General features: G+C 71.7%; 20 protein-coding genes. 14 read left to right on the top strand and 6 right to left on the bottom strand.

The annotated features are described in order from the left end of the window. Positions 1 to 64 precede the first annotated feature (64 nt). Positions 65 to 1,198: a DNA integrity scanning diadenylate cyclase DisA gene (gene disA, locus ACFT9I_RS37905; protein ID WP_382572074.1), complete on the bottom strand. Its 1,134-nt coding sequence runs from the start codon at positions 1,196 to 1,198 to the stop codon at positions 65 to 67. A 44-nt stretch (positions 1,199 to 1,242) separates the two neighbouring features. Further along, a complete protein-coding gene (gene radA / locus ACFT9I_RS37900; RefSeq protein WP_382572072.1) occupies positions 1,243 to 2,655 on the bottom strand; it encodes a DNA repair protein RadA in 1,413 nt (470 codons plus the stop codon). Positions 2,656 to 2,825: 170 nt separating this feature from the next. On the opposite strand from radA, the gene ACFT9I_RS37895 reads away from it, so the two are divergent. Next, a complete protein-coding gene (locus ACFT9I_RS37895) occupies positions 2,826 to 4,643 on the top strand; it encodes a hypothetical protein (protein ID WP_382572070.1) in 1,818 nt (605 codons plus the stop codon). Positions 4,644 to 4,686: 43 nt separating this feature from the next. Here the strand turns inward: ACFT9I_RS37895 and ACFT9I_RS37890 are convergent, their stop codons facing one another. Beyond that, complete coding sequence (locus ACFT9I_RS37890) at positions 4,687 to 5,532, bottom strand: hypothetical protein (protein ID WP_382572069.1); 846 nt, start codon at positions 5,530 to 5,532, stop codon at positions 4,687 to 4,689. Positions 5,533 to 5,571: 39 nt separating this feature from the next. Here ACFT9I_RS37890 and ACFT9I_RS37885 point away from each other — a divergent pair, with 39 nt between their 5' ends. The 4 genes from ACFT9I_RS37885 (at position 5,572) to ilvD (ending at position 10,208) form a co-directional block, all read left to right on the top strand. Next, on the top strand, positions 5,572 to 6,510 hold the full coding sequence (locus ACFT9I_RS37885; RefSeq protein ID WP_382572067.1) for a Ppx/GppA family phosphatase: 939 nt from the start codon (positions 5,572 to 5,574) through the stop codon (positions 6,508 to 6,510). Between the two features lie 187 nt (positions 6,511 to 6,697). Continuing rightward, the gene (locus tag ACFT9I_RS37880) at positions 6,698 to 7,645 is read left to right on the top strand and encodes a sugar phosphate isomerase/epimerase family protein (protein WP_382572065.1); all 948 of its coding nucleotides are present in this window, start codon (positions 6,698 to 6,700) and stop codon (positions 7,643 to 7,645) included. Beyond that, positions 7,642 to 8,253, top strand: a complete 612-nt coding sequence (locus ACFT9I_RS37875) for a TetR family transcriptional regulator (protein ID WP_382572064.1) — start codon at positions 7,642 to 7,644, stop codon at positions 8,251 to 8,253. The genes ACFT9I_RS37880 and ACFT9I_RS37875 overlap by 4 nt, the downstream gene beginning before the upstream one ends. A gap of 104 nt (positions 8,254 to 8,357) precedes the next feature. After that, a complete protein-coding gene (gene ilvD, locus ACFT9I_RS37870) occupies positions 8,358 to 10,208 on the top strand; it encodes a dihydroxy-acid dehydratase (protein WP_382572063.1) in 1,851 nt (616 codons plus the stop codon). Positions 10,209 to 10,297: 89 nt separating this feature from the next. Here ilvD and ACFT9I_RS37865 read toward each other — a convergent pair whose 3' ends face one another. Next, a complete protein-coding gene (locus ACFT9I_RS37865; protein WP_382572062.1) occupies positions 10,298 to 12,562 on the bottom strand; it encodes a PQQ-binding-like beta-propeller repeat protein in 2,265 nt (754 codons plus the stop codon). 138 nt (positions 12,563 to 12,700) lie between these two features. Between ACFT9I_RS37865 and ACFT9I_RS37860 the strand changes: the two genes are divergently transcribed. The 8 genes from ACFT9I_RS37860 (at position 12,701) to proC (ending at position 19,173) form a co-directional block, all read left to right on the top strand. Continuing rightward, positions 12,701 to 13,057 (top strand): SH3 domain-containing protein, encoded by a 357-nt coding sequence (locus ACFT9I_RS37860; RefSeq protein WP_382572060.1) that lies wholly within the window; start codon positions 12,701 to 12,703, stop codon positions 13,055 to 13,057. Positions 13,058 to 13,148: 91 nt separating this feature from the next. After that, on the top strand, positions 13,149 to 13,736 hold the full coding sequence (locus ACFT9I_RS37855) for a hypothetical protein (RefSeq protein WP_382572077.1): 588 nt from the start codon (positions 13,149 to 13,151) through the stop codon (positions 13,734 to 13,736). A gap of 49 nt (positions 13,737 to 13,785) precedes the next feature. Then, positions 13,786 to 14,565 (top strand): class I SAM-dependent methyltransferase, encoded by a 780-nt coding sequence (locus tag ACFT9I_RS37850; RefSeq protein ID WP_382572059.1) that lies wholly within the window; start codon positions 13,786 to 13,788, stop codon positions 14,563 to 14,565. 41 nt (positions 14,566 to 14,606) lie between these two features. Next, on the top strand, positions 14,607 to 15,479 hold the full coding sequence (gene sigJ, locus ACFT9I_RS37845) for an RNA polymerase sigma factor SigJ (RefSeq protein WP_382572057.1): 873 nt from the start codon (positions 14,607 to 14,609) through the stop codon (positions 15,477 to 15,479). Positions 15,480 to 15,524: 45 nt separating this feature from the next. Next, entirely contained in the window at positions 15,525 to 16,649 is a 1,125-nt protein-coding gene (locus tag ACFT9I_RS37840) for an NAD(P)/FAD-dependent oxidoreductase (protein WP_382572056.1), read from the top strand. A gap of 48 nt (positions 16,650 to 16,697) precedes the next feature. Further along, the gene (locus ACFT9I_RS37835; RefSeq protein ID WP_382572054.1) at positions 16,698 to 17,471 is read left to right on the top strand and encodes an ABC transporter ATP-binding protein; all 774 of its coding nucleotides are present in this window, start codon (positions 16,698 to 16,700) and stop codon (positions 17,469 to 17,471) included. Further along, entirely contained in the window at positions 17,468 to 18,241 is a 774-nt protein-coding gene (locus tag ACFT9I_RS37830) for an ABC transporter permease (protein WP_382572052.1), read from the top strand. The genes ACFT9I_RS37835 and ACFT9I_RS37830 overlap by 4 nt, the downstream gene beginning before the upstream one ends. Before the next feature lie 122 nt (positions 18,242 to 18,363). Then, the gene (proC, locus tag ACFT9I_RS37825) at positions 18,364 to 19,173 is read left to right on the top strand and encodes a pyrroline-5-carboxylate reductase (protein ID WP_382572050.1); all 810 of its coding nucleotides are present in this window, start codon (positions 18,364 to 18,366) and stop codon (positions 19,171 to 19,173) included. A 17-nt stretch (positions 19,174 to 19,190) separates the two neighbouring features. Here proC and ACFT9I_RS37820 read toward each other — a convergent pair whose 3' ends face one another. Further along, a complete protein-coding gene (locus ACFT9I_RS37820) occupies positions 19,191 to 19,781 on the bottom strand; it encodes a cysteine hydrolase family protein (protein WP_382572076.1) in 591 nt (196 codons plus the stop codon). 75 nt (positions 19,782 to 19,856) lie between these two features. Here ACFT9I_RS37820 and ACFT9I_RS37815 point away from each other — a divergent pair, with 75 nt between their 5' ends. Beyond that, the gene (locus ACFT9I_RS37815; protein WP_382572049.1) at positions 19,857 to 20,858 is read left to right on the top strand and encodes a GlxA family transcriptional regulator; all 1,002 of its coding nucleotides are present in this window, start codon (positions 19,857 to 19,859) and stop codon (positions 20,856 to 20,858) included. Here the strand turns inward: ACFT9I_RS37815 and trpS are convergent. Beyond that, complete coding sequence (gene trpS / locus ACFT9I_RS37810) at positions 20,825 to 21,823, bottom strand: tryptophan--tRNA ligase (RefSeq protein ID WP_382572047.1); 999 nt, start codon at positions 21,821 to 21,823, stop codon at positions 20,825 to 20,827. The two genes, ACFT9I_RS37815 and trpS, sit on opposite strands and share 34 nt — an antisense overlap. Positions 21,824 to 22,347 lie beyond the last annotated feature (524 nt).

Raw genomic sequence — 22,347 nt, 5'->3', positions numbered from 1 at the left:
CCGTTGTCGCGGTGGTGCGGCCCTCCTTCGTACGTAAGCCCCTTCGTAAGCCCCGGCCCGTACGTCAGACGTACCGCTCCAGGATGGACGACTCCGCCAGCCGCGACAGGCCCTCGCGCACGCTGCGCGCCCGTGCCTCGCCCACCCCGTCCACCGTCTGGAGATCGTCGACGCTCGCCGCCAGCAGCTTCTGCAGCCCGCCGAAGTGCTCGACCAGCCGCTCGATGATGGCGCCAGGCAGTCGCGGCACCTTGGCCAGCAGCCGGTAGCCGCGCGGCGAGACCGCCGAGTCCAGCGTCTCGGGTGAGCCGCTGTAGCCCAACGCGCGGGCCACGACGGGCAGTTCCAGCAGCTCGGTGTGGGAGAGCGCGTCCAGCTCGGTCATCGCCTCGGCGACCGTACGGGACCGCTTCGCCGTCGGCTCGGGCACGTAGTCCCGTACGACCAGCTCGCGCTCGGGCTCGACGCCCGCGATCAACTCGTCGAGCTGGAGGGAGAGAAGCCGCCCGTCGGTGCCCAACTCGACCACGTACTCGGCGATTTCCGTGGCGATCCGGCGCACCATCTCCAGGCGCTGCGAGACCGCCGTCACGTCCCGGACCGTCACCAGGTCCTCGATCTCCAGCGCGGAGAGCGTGCCGGCGACCTCGTCCAGCCGGAGCTTGTACCGCTCCAGGGTCGCCAGCGCCTGGTTGGCCCGCGACAGGATCGCCGCCGACTCCTCCAGGACCCGGCGCTCCCCGTCCACGTACAGCGCGATCAGACGCATCGACTGCGACACGGAGATGACGGGGAACCCGCACTGCTTGGACACGCGGTCCGCCGTGCGATGGCGGGTGCCGGTCTCCTCGGTGGGGATGGAGGCGTCGGGGACGAGCTGGACACCGGCCCGCAGAATTTTGGTGATGTCTTTGTCGAGAATGAGCGCGCCGTCGAGCTTGCACAGCTCGCGGAGCCTCGTGGCGGTGAATTCCACGTCCAGCACGAAGCCGCCCGTGCACATCGTCTCGACGGTTTTGTCCATGCCGAGGACGATGAGACCGCCGGTGTTCCCCCGGAGGATCCGCTCCAGGCCGTCACGGAGCGCCATGCCGGGCGCCACGGCGCTCAGTGAGGCGCGCATCAGCGCTTCGGTGCGGGATCCGCTGGAGCCACCACCGGACTTTCCGGGTGCTGCTGCCCGGTCGTTGGCTGCCACTGCACTCCTCCGGCTCGTACGGATGGGCGAGACCAGGGCAAAGTCTACCGGCGGTCCTTGCCGTCCCGTGGGGCCTCCGCGCGACCTCGGCGCGGAAGTACGCTCAGAGCCGCCCCCATGTCGGCGACTTCTGTGACCTTCATACCGGCCGGGATCTTCCCCGGATCGGTCGGGACGAGGGCGTGTGTGAAGCCCAGCCGGTGCGCCTCGGCCAGTCTGCGCTGGACGCCCGTGACCCGTCTGACCTCGCCCGCGAGGCCCACCTCGCCGATCGCGACCAGGTTCGTCGGCAGCGGGGTGTCGCTCGCCGCCGAGGCCAGGGCGAGGGCGATCGCGAGGTCGGCGGCCGGCTCCGAGAGCTTCACGCCGCCGACCGTCGCGCTGTAGATGTCGCGCTTGCCGAGCGCGCTGATCCGGCCGCGCTGTTCGAGAACGGCCAGCATCATCGAGACGCGGGAGGTCTCCAGGCCCGACGTGGTGCGCCGGGGGGAGGGGATCTGCGAGTCGACCGTCAGCGCCTGCACCTCGGCGACGAGCGGGCGGCGGCCTTCGAGCGTGACGGTGAGGCAGGTGCCGGGGACCGGCTCGTCCCGGCGGGTGAGGAAGAGGCCGGAGGGGTCGGCGAGGCCGGTGATGCCCTCGTCGTGCAGCTCGAAGCAGCCGACCTCGTCCGTCGTGCCGTACCTGTTCTTGACGCCCCGCACGAGCCGCAGCCGCGCGTGCCGGTCGCCCTCGAAGGACAGCACGACGTCCACCAGATGCTCCAGCAGCCGGGGGCCCGCGATCGCGCCGTCCTTGGTGACATGGCCGACGAGCAGCGTGGACATACCCCGCTCCTTGGAGACCCGGATGAGCGCGCCCGCGACCTCCCGGACCTGGGCCATACCGCCGGGCGCGCCGTCGATCTCCGGCGACGCCACCGTCTGTACGGAGTCCATGATCAGCAGCGACGGCTTGACCGCGTCGAGATGCCCGAGGACGGCGGAGAGGTCCGTCTCGGCCGCGAGATAGAGATTGTCGTCGATGGCCTTGATGCGGTCCGCGCGCAGCCGCACCTGGCTCGCCGACTCCTCGCCCGTCACATACAGCGTGCGGTGCTCGGCGCTGGCCGCCTTCGCCGCGACGTCCAGGAGCAGTGTGGACTTGCCGACGCCCGGCTCACCGGCCACCAGCACGACGGCTCCCGGCACCAGACCGCCGCCGAGGACGCGGTCCAGCTCGTCCACGCCCGTCGAGCGCGCCGTCGCCGTCCGGCCGTCGATCTGGCCGATCGGGAGGGCCGGGGTGCTGACCCGTCCCACCGCCGTCGTCCGTACGGCGGGCGCGCCGTACTCCTCGACGGTGCCCCAGGCCTGGCACTCGGGGCAGCGGCCGAGCCACTTGACGGTCGTCCAACCGCACTCGGTGCAGCGGTAGGACGGCCGGTCCTTGGCGGATTTCGTACGGGCGACAGCCATGGCGCCACCGTATAGGCGACCACTGACAGTCCTTACCGCGGTGGCGACTTCGCGGATGGCCACCGTGCGGATGGCGGGCGAGGCACGGCCGTAGCGGTCGTTTCACCCGTAATGATGAAGAGTAGGCAAGCGCGGGGAGAGTCGTGCGCTCCCCTGTCTACCGTCGCCGGGTGACGAGCAGCAGACTGGAGCCCCCCGCCTACACCACCGGCGCACACCGTGCGCCCCGTCGCACGCCCCGATCGGAGCCGGACCGGCCGTCCGCGCGGTACGAACCGTATCTGGACGGGCTGTTCACCTACTGCCTCTCCGTGCTGTGCGACCACGACGCGGCGACCGAGGTGCTCGGCGAGGTCCTGGCCATCTCCGAGCGCCAGTACGGGCGTTGCCCGGCGGGCACGGGGGAGCGCAGGGCCTGGCTGTACGCGCTCGCCCGCTGGGCCTGTCTGCGCCGGCTCGGCGAGCGGCGCGGCAGCCGCCCGGGGGCGCACACCGGCCGTCGCGAGCCGGGGCATCCTGGCACCGACGCGCGGGTCGACGTCCCGCCGGAGGTCGCCGCGCGCCGGCGGCGTGAACTCGCCGTGCTGGCCTGGCCCGAGGCCGCCGGTACGACCCCCGAGCAGCGCGAAGCGCTCGAACTGGCCGTACGCCACCGGCTCGGCGCGCGTGAGGTCGCCGCCGTCCTGTCCATGGAGGCGCTGCCGGCCCGCGAACTTCTCAACTCCGCCGCCTGCGAGGTCGAACGCACCAGGGCCGCGCTCGCCGTCGTGGAGACGGGCAACTGCCCCGCCGTCGCGCAGCTCACCGGCGACGACCAGGTGCTGCTCTCGTCCGCGCTCCGGCGTGAACTGGTCCGGCACGTGGACGACTGCCCGCGCTGCCGCCGCGCCGCCGAGCGAGCCGAGGCCGCAGGCCCCTGGCCCGGCTCGGCCGCCTCCGCGCGCGCCGCCCGGCCCACCTCGTCCGGCGCGCCCTCCTGGGCCGCGTCGCCCGCCGTCCTGCCGCTCGTCGAGGCGCCCCGGGCGGCTGCGTACGGCGCCATGGCGAACACCCCGCGTTCCCGTGCCACCACCCCGCGCTTCGGTCGCGACGGCTTCCCCATGGACCCCAAGGACCGTGCCGCGCGCCGTGAGCGGCTGCGCGCGCGGGCCGTCACGACCACCGTCGTGGCGACCGTCGTCGCCGCGCCCGTGCTCGCCCTCTGGGCGGCGTACCGGGGCGCGCCGCCGACCGGCGAGGGCCACGGCGGGACATCGGTCAGCGCCGGCGACGCCGAACGGCGCGGCGCGCAGGGCGCCGACCCGTACGACAACTACGAGAACGCGGGCAACGCCGAGAACCGGCCCGGCGACCCCTTCGCCAACGGCAGCCGTGACCCGGACGTCTCGGTCGAGGTCATCAGCGACGGCACGGACGCCCCGCCCGGCACGCCCGGCGCGGGCTCGGGACGGCTCGCCGTCACGGCGGAGTCGACCGGCGACCGTACGAGGATCACGCTCACCGCGACCGGCGACGAGCCCGTCGCGTGGTCGGCCTGGACCAGCGCGTCCTGGCTGCGGCTGAGCCGTACGTCCGGCACGCTCGCCCCCGGCAGGTCCGTCACCGTCCACGTCCACGTGGACCACTCGCGGGAGCCATCGGGCCCGTGGCGCGCCCGTATCGGGCTGACCCCGACGGGCTCGGTGGTCGCGATCAGCGGTTACGGTTCCAGGCCGCCGTCCTCGTCGGATCCGGGGCCCGGCCGGCCGACGCACCCGACCCGCCCGCCGTCCTCACCGCCGCCCGGTACGGGCGGGCCAGGACCGAGCGACCCGGGTGATCCGGGCGAACCGACCGATCCGGGGCCGACCGACCCCACCGATCCGCCGCCCGGCACGGGCGAGCCGACGGACCCGACGGATCCGACCGACCCGCCGCCCCCGTCGGGAGACCCGACCGATCCGCCGACCGACCCCGGGGGCTCGGACACACCGCCCGCGTCGCCGTGAGCGGTCGGGAAGTGGGCGCGGGCGGGGCTCAGGAAGCAGGCGCTCAGGAAGCAGGCGAGGCCGCGGGCGCCGGGGGCGGATCCGCCGGGTGCGGAGCGAGGAGCGGCAGCGCGCTCGCCAGCCGTACCTCGCACAGCTCGACCAGCGTGTCGTACCCCGCCTTACCCATCAGCTCGGTCAGCTCGGGCCCGTACGTCTTGTACACCGGCTCGCCCGCGCCGTGCGCCGACGTCGCCGACGTGCACCACCAGTGCAGGTCGTGCCCGCCGGGACCCCAGCCCCGCCGGTCGTACTCGCCGATCGTCACCTGGAGCACCCGCGACTCGTCGGGCCGCTCGATCCAGTCGTACGTACGCCGGACCGGCAGCTGCCAGCAGACGTCGGGCTTCGTCTCCAGCGGCTCGCGGTCCTCCCGCAGCGCCAGGATGTGGAGCGCGCAGCCCGCGCCGCCGGAGAAGCCGGGCCGGTTCTGGAAGATGCAGGAGCCGTCCCAGCGGCGCGTCTTGCGGGCGCCCTCGTCGTCCGTCTCCACCCAGCCGCTGTCCGCCCCCACACCGTGGAACTGCCACACCTCCGGCGTGAGGCGTTTCACGTTCCCGGCGACCCGCTTCTCGTCGTCCTTGTCGGAGAAGTGCGCCCCCAGCGTGCAGCAGCCGTCGTCCGCGCGGCCCGCCTCGATGCCCTGGCAGCCGCTGCCGAAGATGCAGGTCCAGCGCGAGGTGAGCCAGGTCAGGTCGCAGCGGAAGATCTGTTCGTCGTCCGCCGGATCAGGGAATTCCACCCAGGACCGCGCGAAGTCCAGCCCCTTCTCGTCGGGCGGGACCTGCTCGTGCTGCTTCTTGGCGGCGCGGCTGGCTTTGCCCGGCTTCGCCTTGTTCGTCTTTGGCACGGCTCCAGCGTATGCGTGTCGCCGCAGTAGCGTTCGCCCATGAGACTCGGAGTCCTCGACGTCGGTTCGAACACCGTCCATCTGCTGGCGGTCGACGCCCATCGCGGCGCGCGCCCGCTGCCCGCCCATTCCCACAAGACCGAGCTGAGGCTCGCCGAACTGCTCGACGAGGACGGCGCGATCGGGCCCGAGGGCGTCGAGCGACTGGTGGCGACGATCGCCGAGGCCCTCGTGGCCGCCGAGGACAAGGGCTGCGAGGCGGTGCTGTCGTTCGCCACGTCCGCCGTCCGCGAGGCGAGCAACGCCGATCACGTACTCGCCAGGGTCAAGGAAGAGACGGACGTTGACCTCCAGGTCCTCACCGGCGACGAGGAGGCCCGGCTGACCTTCCTCGCAGCCCGGCGCTGGTTCGGCTGGTCGGCGGGAAAACTGCTGGTCCTGGACATCGGTGGCGGCTCGCTGGAGATCGCCTACGGCATCGACGAGGAACCGGACGCCGTGGTGTCGCTGCCCCTGGGCGCCGGCCGCCTCACGGCGGGCTGGCTGCCCGGCGACCCGCCCGACCCGGGGGCCGTACGGGCGCTGCGCCGCCATGTGCGGGCCCAGATCGCCCGTAACGTCGGCGAGTTCACCCGCTTCGGCGAGCCGGACCATGTCGTGGCCACCTCGAAGACCTTCCGGCAACTGGCGCGGATCGCCGGGGCCGCCCGCTCCGCCGAGGGGCTTTATGTACAGCGGGACCTGACCCGTAAATCCCTGGAGGAGTGGGTCCCCAAGCTGACCAGGATGACCGCCGCACGGCGTGCCGAACTGCCCGGAGTGTCGGAGGGGCGGGCGCCCCAGCTCCTCGCCGGCGCGCTCGTCGCGGAGGCGGTGATGGATCTGTTCGGCGTCGAGGAGCTGGAGATCTGCCCCTGGGCGCTGCGGGAGGGCGTGATCCTGCGGCGGCTGGACCAGCTGCCGACGACGGAGGTCTGACCGCCGGCCTCCGACCGCCAACCGCCGTGCGAACGCTCGCCTTCTCAAGAAGAGGCGGCGAGCGGTCCGGCCCGCCGCCTTCCTGAAGAGGTCTGCAAGAGGTCTGCGGACACGCACAGCCGTTGCACTCGTCACTTTCCGCTCCGGTGCCAGCGATGCCGCCCGCCGGTGCCCGTACCCTGTGTCCGTGGCAGAACCAGTGGTGCGCATCCCGGATGCGAAGGTCGCCCTGTCGACGGCCTCCGTCTATCCGGAGTCCACGGCGACGGCCTTCGAGATCGCCGGGCGCCTGGGGTACGACGGCGTGGAAGTCATGGTCTGGACGGATCCCGTCAGCCAGGACATCGAGGCGCTGCGCCGCCTCTCGGACTATCACCGGGTGCCGATCCTCGCCATCCACGCGCCATGTCTGCTGATCACGCAGCGCGTCTGGTCGACGGACCCGTGGACCAAGCTCCAGCGGGCGCGGTCGGCCGCCGAGCGGCTGGGGGCCTCCACCGTCGTCGTACACCCGCCGTTCCGCTGGCAGCGCCAGTACGCGCGTGACTTCGTCACCGGCATCTGGCGGATGGCCGACGAGACGGACGTGCGCTTCGCCGTTGAGAACATGTACCCGTGGCGGTACCGGGACCGCGAGGTGCTCGCGTACGCCCCCGACTGGGACGTGACGAAGGACGACTACCGTCACTTCACCGTCGACCTGTCGCACACAGCTACCGCCCGCTCCGACGCGATGTCCATGGTCGAGCGCATGGGCGACCGGCTCGGACACATCCATCTCGCCGACGGCAACGGCTCGGCCAAGGACGAGCACCTGGTGCCGGGGCGCGGCAACCAGCCCTGCGCCGAACTGCTCGAACGGCTGGCGGGCAGCTCCTTCGACGGGCATGTCGTCATCGAGGTCAACACCCGGCGCGCGATGTCCTCGGCCGAACGCGAGGCCGACCTGGCGGAGGCGCTGGCCTTCACCCGGCTGCATCTGGCGTCGGCGCCCGCGTCGGGCGCAGGCTCGCCGTCGGCCTCGGCCTCGTCGGCGGGATCCGCTTCCGGAACGGCGTCCGGATCGGCGTCCGCCGAGACCCGGCCCCCGCAGCCCCGCGTGTCCCACGGCCGCCCCCGGATCCGCCGCCCATGACCGACGCGGCCCCGCGCCGCCGTGGCCGTCCCGCCCGTTCGGACGCGGACACAGGCCCCGGCGCCCGCGAGCGGATCCTGGAAGCGGCCCGTACGGAGTTCGCCGAGCGCGGCTACGACAAGACCTCCGTACGAGGCATCGCCAAGGTGGCCGGGGTCGACCCGGCCCTCGTACATCACTACTTCGGTACGAAGGAAGAGGTCTTCGGCGCGGCCATCGAGGTCTCCTTCGAGCCGGCCCTGGTCGTCCCCGCTGTGCTGACCGGCGATACGGACGGCATCGGCGAGCGACTCGCGCGCTACTTCATCAGCGTCTGGGAGGACCCGGTGTCCCGGGCCCCGCTGCTCGCGATCGTCCGTTCCGCGCTGACGAACGACGCCGCGGCGGCCCTTCTGCGCAAGTTCGTGCTACGGCGGCTGCTGGAGCGGATCGCGATGGACCTGGACGTACCGGACCCCACCCTCCGCGCCGAGCTGGCCGCCTCGCACATGGTCGGGATCGCGCTCCTGCGGTATGTGATCAAGGCGGAGCCGCTGGCCTCCGTGGACACCGAGGAGATCGTGCGGCTGGTCTCCCCGACGCTCCAGCGCTATCTGACCGAGAGCTGAACAGGCGTCCCGCATTTCGGACGGACCGTCCAGATCTTGGAGCGGTGGGCGTAGGCTCGGAAAAGTCATTCCCACCGAAGGATCTGCCGAAGGAGCGAGCGACGATGCCCGAGCTGAGGTCCCGCACTGTCACCCACGGCCGCAACATGGCGGGCGCACGCGCCCTTATGCGGGCGTCGGGCGTAGCGAGCGAGGACATCGGCAAGCCGATCGTCGCCGTGGCCAACTCCTTCACGGAGTTCGTCCCCGGACACACCCACCTCGCGCCCGTCGGCCGGATCGTCTCCGAGGCGATCAAGGCCGCCGGAGCCGTCCCGCGTGAGTTCAACACCATCGCCGTCGACGACGGCATCGCGATGGGCCACGGAGGCATGCTCTACAGCCTGCCGTCCCGCGATCTGATCGCCGACTCCGTCGAGTACATGGTCGAGGCGCACTGCGCGGACGCGCTGATCTGCATCTCCAACTGCGACAAGATCACGCCGGGCATGCTGATGGCCGCGATGCGCCTCAACATCCCCACGGTCTTCGTCTCCGGCGGTCCCATGGAGGCCGGCAAGGCCACCCTGGTCGACGGCACGGTCCGCAAGCTGGACCTGATCAACGCGATGTCGGACGCCGTGAACGAGTCCGTCTCGGACGAGGACATGCTCCGTATCGAGGAGAACGCCTGCCCGACCTGCGGCTCCTGTTCCGGCATGTTCACCGCCAACTCGATGAACTGCCTCGCGGAGGCCATCGGTCTCGCCCTGCCCGGCAACGGCTCGGTCCTCGCCACGCACACCGCGCGCAAGGCGCTGTACGAGAACGCGGGCGCCACGGTCGTCGACATCACCAAGCGCTACTACGAAGGCGGCGACGAGACCGTCCTGCCGCGCAACATCGCCACCCGCGCGGCCTTCGACAACGCCATGGCGCTCGACATCGCCATGGGCGGCTCCACGAACACGATCCTGCACCTCCTCGCCGCCGCCCAGGAGGCCGGTCTCCCCTACGGCCTGGACGAGATCGACGCCGTCTCGCGGCGCGTCCCGTGCCTGTCGAAGGTCGCGCCGAACGTGGCGCCCGGCGGCACGTACTACATGGAGGACATCCACCGGGCCGGCGGCATCCCCGCCATCCTGGGCGAGCTGTACCGCGGCGGCCTCCTTGACGAGGACGTGCACTCGGTGCACTCCGACTCGCTCGACGAGTGGCTCAAGACCTGGGACGTGCGCGGCGGTTCACCCTCCGCGGAGGCCGTGGAGCTGTGGCACGCGGCGCCCGGCTGCAAGCGCTCGGCGACCGCGTTCTCCCAGTCCGAGCGGTGGGACACGCTGGACCTGGACGCCGAGGGCGGCTGCATCCGCTCGCTGGAGCACGCGTACTCGAAGGACGGCGGGCTCGCCGTGCTGAAGGGCAACCTGGCCGTCGACGGCTGCGTGGTGAAGACCGCGGGCGTGGACGAGTCGATCTGGACCTTCGAAGGCCCGGCCGTCGTCTGCGAGTCGCAGGAGGACGCCGTCGAGAAGATCCTCAGTAAGCAGATCAAGGAAGGCGACGTGGTCGTCATCCGTTACGAGGGTCCGCGCGGCGGCCCCGGCATGCAGGAGATGCTCTACCCCACGTCGTATCTGAAGGGCCTCGGCCTGGGCAAGGCGTGCGCCCTGGTCACCGACGGCCGCTTCTCCGGCGGTACGTCGGGCCTGTCGATCGGCCACGCCTCGCCCGAGGCGGCGTCCGGCGGGACGATCGCGCTGGTGCGCGACGGCGACCGCGTCCGGATCGACATCCCGGGGCGCTCGATCGAACTGCTCGTCGGAGACGACGAGTTGGCGGTCCGGCGGGACGCGCTGAACGGTGTGTACGAGCCGGTCTCGCGCGAGCGCAAGGTCTCCGTGGCGCTGCGCGCGTACGCGGCGATGGCGACGAGCGCCGACAAGGGCGCGGTCAGGGACGTCTCCCTGCTGGGCTGATCCACCGCGCGGGCGCTCCGCCAGGCCCGCGTACGCGTGAGGCCCGCGCACGGCGACCACGGCACAGCGACCCCGGCACCCGGTGCGAGTCACCAGGTGTCGGGGTTCTCGCTGTCCACGGCGAAGACGGACCCGTCGGGCGCGCCCGCGTAGATCCGGCCGGGCGCGGTCGCGGGGACGGGCAGTGCCGACATGGTGGCGAGCTTGCCCGACAGCAGACGCGGTCGCGTACGGCCGATCAGCGTGCCGTCCGTCGTGTCGATCGTGATCAACTGCCCGTCGGCGGCGGAGAAGTAGAGCCGGTCGCCCGCCGTCACGACGGGGCCGGACGCGCGGGCGACATCGGTCTCCAGCCGCCAGCGGGGCTTCGCGTTCTTATCCGTACGGGTGGTGTCGACGGCCAGCAGGGTCCCGCCCCGCACCAGCAGGTACGCGGTGTCGTCGCGCACGGCCACCTGCGCCCCGGACACGAGGTACGGCAACGGGGCACGCCGTACGTCCCCGCTCGCGGGGTCGTAGCGCACGATCGCGTCCGTCATCGAGTCCAGATCGAGCGACGCGAGGAACAGCGCGCCGCGTTCGGTGGCCACCGGCTCCAGGTTTCCGTCGAGCCGCCGCTGCCAGGCGAGTTCGCCGGTCTCCGGGTCCACCGCGCTGACCAGTGTGGTGCTGCCGTCGTCCGAGGACTCGGCGGCGTAGATGTGACCGGTCCGCGGACTGTGGAGACCGAGGACGGGGCTAGTGTGTCCGGGCAGCGGATGCTCCCAACGCCTCTTGCCCGTCGCGCCGTTCAGCGCCTCCACCCGTCCGTCGGGCTTCACGATCAGGACGGTGTCACCGGCGTGGTGGACGCCGCCCTGATTGCCGGAGACGTCCGCGCTCCAGGCCGGGGTGCCGTCGTCCCTCCGGTACGTCTGGAGCCGTGCGGTCTTCGCGGTGGTGAGTACGGCGTGGACGAGGCCGCCGGAGACGACGGGGGCGGACGTGGTCTCGGCGCCCGAGCCGTGCGACCAGATCACGTGCCCGTCGGCCGGGTCGAGCCGGGCGGCGGCGACGCCGCGTGTGGAGCAGAGCAGTGTCGCCGGGACGCCGGAGGCGCTCGGTGTGTACGAACACGCGGGCGCGGTGCCCCGCTCGGCGGTGTCGCCGATGTCCTCGGCCAGCCACGGCTTGAAGGCCGCGTCGGTGGTCCCTGCCGCACCGGAGCCCCGGGTGCCGGGCGAGGGCGCTCGCGTATCGCCGAATCCCTGCGCGGCCCAGAGCCCGCCGTACACGAGCACCACGACGCCGACGGCCAGCGCGGGCCACTTGGCCCGCCGACGTCGGTCGCCCGCGGTCCTCGTCCCCGCCGCCCCGGACTCCGCCCCCGCCCCCGCCTTCGTGTCTCCCTTGCTCTCCCGCTTGGTCTCACGCTTCGTGTCCTGGCGAGACGCGGGACGCGAAGCCGACGTGTGCTCCGGCGCGCGCCCGGACGGCGAGTGCGCCCCTATGTGGGTGCGCTGCCCCTCACCCGGCATCACCAACGGCCGCTCCACGGAGCGCCGTTGAGCCGGTATGAACGCGTCCGCCTCGTACGACGGCGGCCGCAGCTCCGACATGATCTCGTCCGGCGTGGGACGTTTCCCGGGTTCCTTGGCGAGGCACCGCCCGACCAGCGGCGCCAGATCGGCGGGCAGCCCGACGAGATCCGCCTCGTCGTGAACCACCTGGTAGGCGACGATGTACGGGCTGTCCGAGTCGAACGGCCCACGCCCCGTCGCCGCGTGCACCAGCAGCGAACCCAGCGCGAACACGTCGGCCGCGGGCCCCACTTCACGCGGACGCTGGAACTGCTCGGGCGCCATGTACGGCGGCGAGCCGATCAACTTCCCCGTCTCGGTGCGCAGATCGCTGTCGACCGGCCGCGAGATGCCGAAGTCGATGACCCTGGGACCGTTGTCCGTCAGGAGTACGTTGCCGGGCTTGAGGTCGCGGTGGACGACACCGGCCCGGTGGATGTCCCGCAACGCCTCGGCGAGCCCCGCCGTCAGCCGGCGCAACTCGGCAGGGGACATGGGCCCGTTGCTCTTGACCTGCTCGGCCAGGGTCGGACCCGGGATGTACGAGGTGGCCATCCACGGCCGCTCGGCATCCGGGTCCGCGTCGACGACGGGCGCCGTGAACGCACCGCTGACGCGGCGCGCGGCGGCGACCTCCTGACGGAAGCGGGCCCGGAACTCCGGGTCGGCCGCGTACTGCTGGTGCACCACCTTCACGGCGAGGCGCAGCCCCGACGCCGAGCGCGCGAGATGCACCACGCCCATGCCACCGGAGCCGAGGCAGGCCTCAAGGCGGTAACTCCCGGCGTATTCCATGTGTGAGTCCCCCGTGTCGCTTCAGCGAGCGCGACTCACGGAGCCTAGTCGATGGTGCGGCTGTGGCTGAAGAGTGTTGCTAGCCTGCGCGTCGCGGAGAGTGAACATTCAACAAGATCAGCAAGGGGGAGTACAGCGATGGCTGTTGAAGAGGTTGGAGAGGTCACGGAAGTGGCCACGGGAGTAGTCACGGAAGCGGGTACGGCGACGGGTCTGGAGGCCGAAGCCGAAACACTCGCCGCGGCGGATGTCCTGTATCCGATCGCGCCGGGCTACCGCGTCAACGTGCGCTCGGGGCCGGGCACGAACTACACGGTGGTCCGCACCCTGCCGTACAACGCCAGGGTGCCGATCAACTGCCAGAAGCCGGGCCAGTCGGTGTCCGGGCCGTACGGCACGTCGAAACTCTGGGACAACATCGCCAACGGGGAATTCGTCTCGGACGCGTACGTCAAGACGGGCAGCGACGGCTACGTCGCCCCGCGCTGCGCCTGAGCCCCGGCCCGGTTCTCGACGGCGGACTCCCGACCCCCGCCTCCCACTCCCGCCGACAGGGATAATCGGCCCTGTGAGCGAGAGTAAGAGCGTGAGCCCGCACGAGAGCGGCGAAGCCGCCGAGACCACCGCCGTCGCAGCAGCGGCGCCGTCCACGGACGGTGGCAGCGGCGACGGTGGCCCCGGCGGCCCCCGGCCCGAGCCCATCCGCTTCTTCGGCACGACCTGGGTCGCCCACGACGGCGGTTACGCGCCGCGCCGCGTCGCCGTCGCCGTCGGCTCGCTGGCAGCGGCCGTCGGCGCGTGCTTCCTGCTGCGCTTCGCCTACCAGGGCCTGGAGATCGCGAATGCCAGCCCGTTCGTCGGCGTCCTCGTCATCGTGATGTTCTCGGTGTGCAGCGCCATCGCCTTCCGCAAGACCTGGGAGGGCTTCTCGAAGCGCCCCGTGGACCGCGCCCGTGAGGAGCAGCTGCGCAGTCTCAAGGGCATCGGCTTCATCGGCTCGCTGTTCGCGTACTTCCTGCGCTCGCTCGCCGAGGCGCCGGGGGAGGGGCTGCGGCGAACGGAGTACGAGACGGCCGTCGTACGGTACGAGCGCCGCCGCACGACCCGCACCGGCAACCCGGCCGCCCGCAAGGCCAACCGGCCCAAGCGCCCCAAGCGGCCCCCGCGCAAGTGAGCCGCGACCCGTCCGGCCGCCGCGGACCGCCGCGCGTCAAGATGGACCCATGACCGATCGCGCGCTCTCCTTCGACGTCGTCGCCGGGCAGTACGACTCCGCCAGGCCCGGCTATCCACCGGCGCTGTTCGACGCCGTCGAGGAACTGTCCGGCCACCCCCTCCAGGGCTCCCGCGTCCTCGACGTCGGCGCCGGGACCGGGATCGCCACCCGTCTGCTGCGTGCGCGCGGCGCCGACGTCACCGCCGTGGAGCCGGGTCCCGGCATGGCCGCGCAGCTTCGCCGTACGCTGCCCGACACCCCGCTGGTCAGGGCCTTCGGGGACGCCCTGCCGATCGCGGACGCGTCCGTCGACCTGGTGACGTACGCCCAGTCCTGGCACTGGACCGACCCGGCACGCTCCGTCCCGGAGGCCCTGCGGGTGCTACGGCCCGGCGGCGCGCTCGCCCTGTGGTGGAACGTCGCGGATCCCGACGTGCCCTGGGTCGCCGCGCAGGAGGAACGGCTGCACCTGGCCGCCGGCGCCGGAGCCCACAGCTCCGGCGGCCGTCGCGCCGAGAGACTGCCGGAGGATCTGCCGCGCGAGCAGCGGGTGCTGCACTGGACGCGCACCGTGCCGCTCGACACCCACCTCGCCAACCTCGGCAGCCACTCCCTCTTCCGGCTGCTCGGCGACGACGCCACGGCCGCCCACCTCGCCGAGGAGCGCGCCGAACTGCTCAAGGTCTTTCCGACCGGCTCCGTCGAGGAGGCGTACGCGGTCGAGCTGACTGTCACACTTCGCCCGGCCACGTCGTCTGTTGACGGAGGCCCGTTGCCCGAAGGCTGACGGCGGGCGTGACACCCGCAGGGGGAGAGGAGCGCCGAAGCATGGCTGACCTGGCGGAATTCGAGCGGGAACGAAAGAGGCTCTGGGGCATCGCGTACCGCATCACCGGATCCGTCGCCGACGCCGAGGACGCGGTCCAGGAGACCTGGCTGCGCTGGCAACGGCTGCCCGACGGCGAGGCGAACGACCCCAAGTCGTATCTGACGACGGTCATCAGCCGAATCTGTTACGACCAGCTCGGCTCCGCACGCGCCCGCCGGGAGTCGTACGTCGGGCCCTGGCTGCCCGAGCCGGTGGTCACCGAGAGCGGGCCCGAGGACCGGGTCACGCTGGACGAGTCCGTCGGGGTCGCCATGCTCACCGTGCTGGAGCGGCTGACCCCGGGGGAGCGCACCGCGTTCATCCTGCACGACGTCTTCGCCGTGCCGTTCAAGGAGATCGCGGACGTGGTGGGCCGTACGCCCGATTCCGTACGACAGCTGGCCTCCCGCGCCCGCCGCCGGGTACGGGCCGAGGCGCCGCGCCGCTCCGTCGACCGGGGCGAGCACCGGCGGGCCGTCGACGCCTTTCTGTCCGCCGTGATGGGCGGGGACTTCGACGGGCTGCTGGAGATCCTCGACCCCGAGGTGGTGTGGCACTCGGACGGTGGCGGCAAGGTCACCGCGGCCAGGCTGCCCGTCATCGGCGACGAGAAGGTCGCCCTCTTCGCGCAGCGACTCATGCGCGACTTCGACCCCGAGACGATGTACGTCCTCGTACGCGAGGTGAACGGCTCCCCCGGGCTGGTCCTGGTCGATCCCGTCGGCGAGCGGTGCTTCGTCTTCGCCTTCAGCGTGCGGGGTGGGCTGATCACCGAGGTCGACGTCGTGATCAACCCGGAGAAGCTGAGCCATCTCGACCTCGGGAGTCTGTGACCGCGCTCACCGTCACACCTGGGCGGGCTACGTCGTCCCCCTTGTATGACACCCACCAACGTTCATTCCTCGCCCTCCGAGAAGCAGCGGATCGTCGTGGTCGGCGCGGGCTACGCGGGGCTGATGTGCGCGCTGCGCGTCGCCCCGTACGCCCGCGTCACCCTCGTCGACCCCGCCGACCGCTTCACCGAACGCATCCGGCTGCACCAACGCGCGGCCGGACGCCCCGACGTCACCCACGCTCTCGGCTCGTTCCTCCGGTCGACCGGCATCACCCATGTCGCCGCCCGCGCCACGGCGATCGACGCCGCGGCCCGTGAGGTCCGTACGGACGACGGCCGCGTCCTTCCGTACGACCGGCTCGTCCACGCCCTCGGCAGCCGCACCCGGTCCACCGGCCCCGGCGACCGGGACCGGGCCTACACGGTCGAGTCCGCCGCCGAACTGCACAAGCGCCTCCAGGACGGCCCCGGCACCCTGACCGTCGTGGGCGGCGGCCTCACCGGGATCGAGCTGGCCACCGAACTCGCCGAGACCCACCCCCGCTGGCGCGTCGTCCTCCTTACGGAGGGCGCTGTCGGCCCGGGACTCTCGGAGAAGGGCCGCGCCCATGTCCGCATGGTGCTCGCCGCCCGCGGCGTACGTGTCGAGGAAGGCCGCCGGGTCGCAGGCCCCGACGACATCGACACCGACGTCGTCGTCTGGGCCGCCTCGATGGCCCCCAACACCGAACTGGCGCGCGCCGCCGGGCTCGCCATCGACGGCGGGGGTCGCGTCGAGGTCGACGCGGTGCTGCGATCGGTGTCCCACCCGGAGGTGTACGCGGTGGGCGACTCGGCCGCCGGGCACACCGCCACCGCCGGTTCGCTGCGCATGGGGTGCGCCGCCGCACTGCCCGGCGGCTCGCACGTCGCGACCTCGCTCATCGCCGAACTGCGGGGCGAGGAGCCGAAACCGCTGAGCTTCTCCTACAACCTCCAGTGCCTGAGCCTGGGCCGCCGTGACGGACTGATCCAGTTCGTACGGGCCGACGACTCGCCCCGCGACCGCGTCCTCACCGGCCGCCCGGCGGCGTTGGTGAAGGAGGGCATCGTCCGCTCGACGGTCGGCACCCTGAAGCTCGCGTCCCGCCGGCCGGACCTGCTCCCGCGCGTCCCGGGCTTCGGCTGATTCCCCCGGCCTTGACGGTGCGGCGCGGACGGGAGCATTATTCATCGCATGATGAATAAACCAGGGGCTGCCATCCGCGCCCGCGGTCTGCGCGTCGTACGAGGCGAACGCACCGTGCTGCGCGACCTCGACTTCGCCGTACCGCCCGGCCGGATCACCGGCCTCCTCGGCCCCTCCGGCTGCGGGAAATCGACCCTCATGCGCGCCGTCGTCGGCACCCAGGCCAAGGTCACCGGCACCCTGGACGTCCTCGGCCGCCCGGCCGGCGACGCCACGCTCCGCGCCCGCATCGGCTATGTCACCCAAGCGCCTTCCGTCTACGACGACCTGACGGTCCGTCAGAACCTGGAGTACTTCGCGGCGATCCTCAACCCCGGTCGCTCCCACCGCGACGCCCGCGACGAAACGGTCCACCGCGCCATCACCGACGTCGACCTCGCGTCCCACGCCGACGCCCTCGCGGGCCGGCTCTCCGGCGGCCAGCGCAACCGCGTCTCACTCGCCGTCGCCCTGCTCGGCACGCCCGAACTCCTCGTGCTCGACGAACCGACCGTCGGCCTCGACCCCGTACTCCGCCGCGACCTGTGGGAACTCTTCCACCGCATCGCCGCCGACCGCGCGGCCACGCTCCTCGTCTCCTCGCACGTGATGGACGAGGCCGAACGCTGCCACCGCCTCCTCCTCATGCGCGACGGCGACATCCTGGCCGAAGACACCCCCGACGCACTGCGCACCCGCACCGGCCGCGAAACGGTCGAAGAAGCCTTCCTCAACCTGGTCGACGAGGCCAACGCCAACGCCCTCCAGGAGACCCCCCGATGACCACCGCGACCCCGACCCCCACCCCGCACGCCTTCTCCGGCGCCCGGACCCTGGCCACCGCGGCCCGCGTCCTGCGCCAACTCCGCCACGACCCGCGGTCCATCGCGCTGATGATCCTCGTGCCGTGCGTGATGCTCTTCCTCCTCCGCTACGTCTTCGACGCCGACGCCCGCACCTTCGACTCCATCGGCGCCTCACTGCTCGGCATCTTCCCGCTGATCACGATGTTCCTGGTCACCTCCATCGCCACTCTCCGCGAACGCACCTCCGGCACCCTCGAACGCCTCCTCGCCATGCCCCTCGGCAAGGCCGACCTCATCGCCGGCTACGCCCTCGCCTTCGGCACACTCGCGGTCGTCCAGTCCCTGCTCGCCACCGGACTCGCCGTCTGGGGCCTCGGCCTGGACATCGTCGGCTCGCCCTGGCTGCTCCTGCTGGTCGCTGTCCTCGACGCCCTCCTCGGCACGGCGCTCGGACTCTTCGTCTCGGCCTTCGCCTCCTCCGAATTCCAGGCGGTCCAGTTCATGCCGGCGGTGATCTTCCCCCAACTGCTGCTCTGCGGACTGTTCACCGCACGCGACAACATGCAACCGGTGCTCGAAGCGATCTCGAACGCCCTGCCCATGTCCTACGCCGTCGACGGCATGAACGAGGTCCTGCGCCACTCCGACGTCACCGGCAACTTCGTACGCGACGTCCTGGTCGTCGCCGGCTGCGCCGTCCTGGTCCTCGCCCTGGGCGCGGCGACCCTCCGCCGCCGAACGGCGTAGGCCCAAGGTCCGTCCCCGGTCCGCCACTCGGACATACCGGGTCCGTCCCCGCCGCCGGTGCGAGGATGGCCCCGGATGTTCCGTACGACCGCTCGACCCACCCCACCGGCGAGGTGACCCGCATGACCAAGACCATCGCAGTGCTCGGTACCGGCAAGATCGGCGAAGCGCTCCTCAGCGGCATGATCCGTGCCGGCTGGCGCCCGGCCGACCTCCTGGTCACCACCCGCCGCGCCGAACGAGCGGCACAGCTCCGGGACCGCTACGGCGTCGAGCCCGTCACCAACGCCGAAGCCGCCAAGCGCGCCGACACGCTCATCCTCGCCGTGAAGCCGCAGGACATGGGCAAGCTCCTCGACGAACTCGCCCCCCACGTCCCCGCCGACCGCCTGGTCATCAGCGCCGCCGCGGGTATCCCCACGGCCTTCATCGAGGAACGCCTCACCACCGGTATCTCCGTCGTACGTGTCATGCCCAACACCCCCGTCCTTGTCGATGAAGGCATGTCCGTCATCTCGGGCGGCAGCCACGCCACCCCCGCCGACCTCAACCACACCGAGGAGATCTTCGGCGGCGTCGGCAAGACCGCCCGCGTCCCCGAGTCCCAGCAGGACGCGGCGACCGCCCTCTCCGGCTCGGGCCCGGCGTACTTCTACTTCCTGGTCGAGGCGATGACCGACGCCGGCATCCTCCTCGGTCTGCCCCGCGCCCAGGCCCACGACCTCATCGTCCAGGCCGCCATCGGCGCCGCCGTCATGCTGCGCGACAGCGGCGAACACCCGGTGAAGCTCCGCGAGGCCGTGACCTCCCCGGCGGGCACCACCATCAGCGCCATCCGCGAGCTGGAGAACCACGGCGTACGGGCCGCCCTGATCGCCGCCATCGAAGCGGCCCGCGACCGCAGCCGCGAACTGGCCTCCGGCAACGGCTGACCGCCCCCGGCGCGCGGTCAGACGGACGCCGCCTTCACGACCTCCTCAGTCGTCACCACCTTCGCGAAGCCACCCCCGTGCAGCGACACCGCCGTCGCCCGCGCCAACTCCTGCGCTGTCAACTCCCAGCCCCAGGGCCCCTCCTGGCCGAAGGTGTACGTCGCGTCGAACGCGAAGAGCACCTCGTACCCGAGATTCCCCGCCATGCGCGTCGTCGTCTCCACACACATGTTGGTCTGGATCCCCGCCATCACCAGTTGCCCGATCCCCGCGGCCTTCAGCCACGCCCCCAGATCCGGCGTGCCGTAGAAGGCGGAGTTCACGTTCTTCACCACCAGCAGTTCCGACCCGGCCGCGCCCTTCCCCCGCCGCCGCTCGACGTACTCCTTGAACCCGTTCCCCTCGTACCCCGGCCGCAGCGGCGAATCCGCCGTCGTCGAGTCGTGCCGCGTGAACACGACCGGCCGCCCGCTCGCCTGCCACGCGTCGATCAGCGCGGCGATGTTGTCGTCCGCCTCCGGGTTGTTCCGGGCACCCCAGTACTCCACCTCCTCGAATCCCTGCTGCACATCGATGACCACCAGCGCCGCGTTGTCCGCTATCTCCATGGGCACCATGCTGCTGCCCGGCACCCGCCACCTCCAGAGGTACAAAAGTCAGCGGTCGATGGTTTACTGCCACTCATGGCCGACACACCCGCCCCCACCCCCCAACGCATCGCCCTCCTCGCCTTCCCCGGCATCCGGGCCTTCGACGTCTCGGTCATCACCGAGGTCTGGGGCGTCGACCGCACCGACCGAGGCGTCCCCGCCTTCGACCTCCGCCGCCCGGCCGCCGACCCCGCGCCCATCCCCCTGCGCGGCGGACTCACCCTCACCCCCGACCGCACCCTCGCCTGGCTCACCCGCGCCGACCTGATCGTCGTCCCCGGCCTGGACGACCACCTCACCCCGGCCCCCGCCCCCGTACTCGACGCCCTCCGCCGCGCTCACACCCGAGGCACCACGATCGCCGCACTCTGCGGCGGAGCGTTCACCCTCGCCCAGGCCGGCCTCCTCGACGGCCACCGCGCCATCACCCACTGGAACCTCACCCACCTCCTCCGCGAACACCACCCTCGGGTCACCGTCGTCCCCGACGCCCTCTTCCTCCACGACGACAACATGTGGACCTCCGCCGGCACGGCAGCGGGCATCGACCTCTGCCTCCATCTCGTCCGCACGACCCACGGTGCCGAGACGGCGGCGACCATCGCCCGCTCGATGGTCACGGCGCCCTACCGCACCGGCACCCAGGCCCAGTTCATCGAACGGCCCACCCCACGCGCCGACCGCGACGAGGACGCTCTCGCCTCCGTACGCGAATACGCCCTCCACCACCTCGACCAGCCCCTCACCATCACCGACCTCGCCGCCCACGCGGGAATGTCCCCCCGTTCCCTCGCCCGCCACTTCCAGGCCACCACCGGCACCACCCCCCTCCGCTGGCTCATCGCACAGCGCCTCGCGGCGGCCCAGAAGCTCCTCGAACGCACCGACCTCCCGATGGCCGAGGTCGCGGGCCGCACGGGCTTCGGCAGCGAGGTGACCATGCGCCAGCACTTCGCCGGCCACCTCGGCACCAGCCCGCGCGACTACCGCGCCGCCTTCCGTCAGCCGGCGGGCAGCAGCCCGATCGCCTCATAGGCCGCATCCACCACCGGCCGGGCCATCCCCCTGGCCCGCTCCGCACCCTCCTTCAGAACCTCGTCCACCTGACCTGGATCCGCCGCGAGCTCCGCATGCCGCGCCCGGACCGGCCGCAACAGCTCGACGACGGCCTCGGCGGTGTCTTGCTTGAGTGAGCCGTACGAGTCATATACACCGGCCAGCTCGGTTGGGTTCCCGCCCCCGCACGCCGCGAGAATCTCCAGCAGATTCGCCACGCCCGGCTGTGCGACCGGGTCGTACTCGACCTCGCGTCCGCTGTCGGTGACGGCCCGCATCACCTTCTTGCGCACCACGTCCGTCTCGTCCAGCAGATAGACGATCCCGGCCCCCGACTCGTGCGACTTCCCCATCTTCGAAGTCGGATCCTGCAGATCCATGACCCGCGCCGCCACCGGCGGATTCGTGGCCCTCGGCACGGTGAACGTCGGCCCGTAGCGAAGGTTGAAACGCTCGGCCAGGTCCCGCGTCAGCTCCACGTGCTGCGTCTGGTCGTCCCCGACCGGCACCTCGTCGGTCCGGTACGCGAGGATGTCCGCCGCCATCAGCGCCGGATAGGTCAGCAGCGAAGCCCGCACACTCTGCCCGGCTGCCTTGGCCCGCACGGATTTCTCCTTGTACTGGATCATGCGCCGCAGCTCGCCGTCCGTGGCCGTGCACTCCAATAGATAGGAGAGCCGCGTGTGCTCATCCACATGACTCTGCACGAAGACGGTGCACCGGGCCGGATCCAGCCCGGCCGCCAGTAGCAACGTCGCCGCCTGCCGGCTGAGTCTGCGCACACGAGCCGGATCGTGCTCGACGGTCAGCGCGTGCAGATCCACGATGCTGAACAGAGCGTCGGCCCGGTACTGATCCACCTCGGCCCACCTGCGTACGGCTCCGAGGTAGTTGCCCAACGTCAGATGGCCCGTCGGCTTGACCCCGCTGAAGATCCGCGTCATCTCTCTCGTCCCACTCCTGGTCGGAGCCACCGCCGAGGGGCCGGGCTCCCGGACCTCCACTGGGGGAGAAACGCGAACGGCCGCCAGAGCGGCGGCCGTTGGTCACACACGTGTCAGCAGGCCGCCGTCAGACGGCCCGCCAGCTGAAGTTGCACGCGTGCGTGGTCATGGGTGCCAGAGTACGTGGCGCGTACCCCGATGACCCGAAGTTGACACGTCCCGGGGGCGAACGTAATGTTCTCCGAGCTGTCCGACGTGAGCATCGACCCCGGTCGATCCCCGGACGGTCATTCCGCAAGACCACTGCAAACGTGCGACATCCGGTCGCTCTCTTTTGTGTGCGCATTTGCGAAATGAGGAATCCGCGTTCGAACGAACGGACGCGAACCCCGATTAGCGTCGGGGGACCGGTTCCGCTAAAGTCTCACTCGTCGGAACGGCCGAAGGGCCGGAAAGACAAACCCGCTGACTGGGAATCAGGCGCCGAAAGGTTCTGATAGAGTCGGAAACGCAGGACAGCAGGA

Source organism: Streptomyces sp. NPDC057137, assembly GCF_042670825.1.
In the GTDB taxonomy this organism is placed as follows: Bacteria; Actinomycetota; Actinomycetes; order Streptomycetales; family Streptomycetaceae; genus Streptomyces.
This window is presented reverse-complemented; position numbering and strand designations above follow the sequence as displayed.

What these genes read in the sequence shown, in the direction of transcription:
- radA (WP_382572072.1), bottom strand. Translation starts at nt 2,655, where the DNA reads ATGGCTGTCGCCCGTACGAAATCCGCCAAGGACCGGCCGTCCTACCGC.
- ACFT9I_RS37885 (WP_382572067.1), top strand. Translation starts at nt 5,572, where the DNA reads ATGAGACTCGGAGTCCTCGACGTCGGTTCGAACACCGTCCATCTGCTG.
- ACFT9I_RS37875 (WP_382572064.1), top strand. Translation starts at nt 7,642, where the DNA reads ATGACCGACGCGGCCCCGCGCCGCCGTGGCCGTCCCGCCCGTTCGGAC.
- ilvD (WP_382572063.1), top strand. Translation starts at nt 8,358, where the DNA reads ATGCCCGAGCTGAGGTCCCGCACTGTCACCCACGGCCGCAACATGGCG.
- ACFT9I_RS37865 (WP_382572062.1), bottom strand. Translation starts at nt 12,562, where the DNA reads ATGGAATACGCCGGGAGTTACCGCCTTGAGGCCTGCCTCGGCTCCGGT.
- ACFT9I_RS37860 (WP_382572060.1), top strand. Translation starts at nt 12,701, where the DNA reads ATGGCTGTTGAAGAGGTTGGAGAGGTCACGGAAGTGGCCACGGGAGTA.
- ACFT9I_RS37850 (WP_382572059.1), top strand. Translation starts at nt 13,786, where the DNA reads ATGACCGATCGCGCGCTCTCCTTCGACGTCGTCGCCGGGCAGTACGAC.
- sigJ (WP_382572057.1), top strand. Translation starts at nt 14,607, where the DNA reads ATGGCTGACCTGGCGGAATTCGAGCGGGAACGAAAGAGGCTCTGGGGC.
- ACFT9I_RS37840 (WP_382572056.1), top strand. Translation starts at nt 15,525, where the DNA reads ATGACACCCACCAACGTTCATTCCTCGCCCTCCGAGAAGCAGCGGATC.
- ACFT9I_RS37835 (WP_382572054.1), top strand. Translation starts at nt 16,698, where the DNA reads ATGATGAATAAACCAGGGGCTGCCATCCGCGCCCGCGGTCTGCGCGTC.
- ACFT9I_RS37830 (WP_382572052.1), top strand. Translation starts at nt 17,468, where the DNA reads ATGACCACCGCGACCCCGACCCCCACCCCGCACGCCTTCTCCGGCGCC.
- proC (WP_382572050.1), top strand. Translation starts at nt 18,364, where the DNA reads ATGACCAAGACCATCGCAGTGCTCGGTACCGGCAAGATCGGCGAAGCG.
- ACFT9I_RS37820 (WP_382572076.1), bottom strand. Translation starts at nt 19,781, where the DNA reads ATGGAGATAGCGGACAACGCGGCGCTGGTGGTCATCGATGTGCAGCAG.
- ACFT9I_RS37815 (WP_382572049.1), top strand. Translation starts at nt 19,857, where the DNA reads ATGGCCGACACACCCGCCCCCACCCCCCAACGCATCGCCCTCCTCGCC.
- trpS (WP_382572047.1), bottom strand. Translation starts at nt 21,823, where the DNA reads ATGACGCGGATCTTCAGCGGGGTCAAGCCGACGGGCCATCTGACGTTG.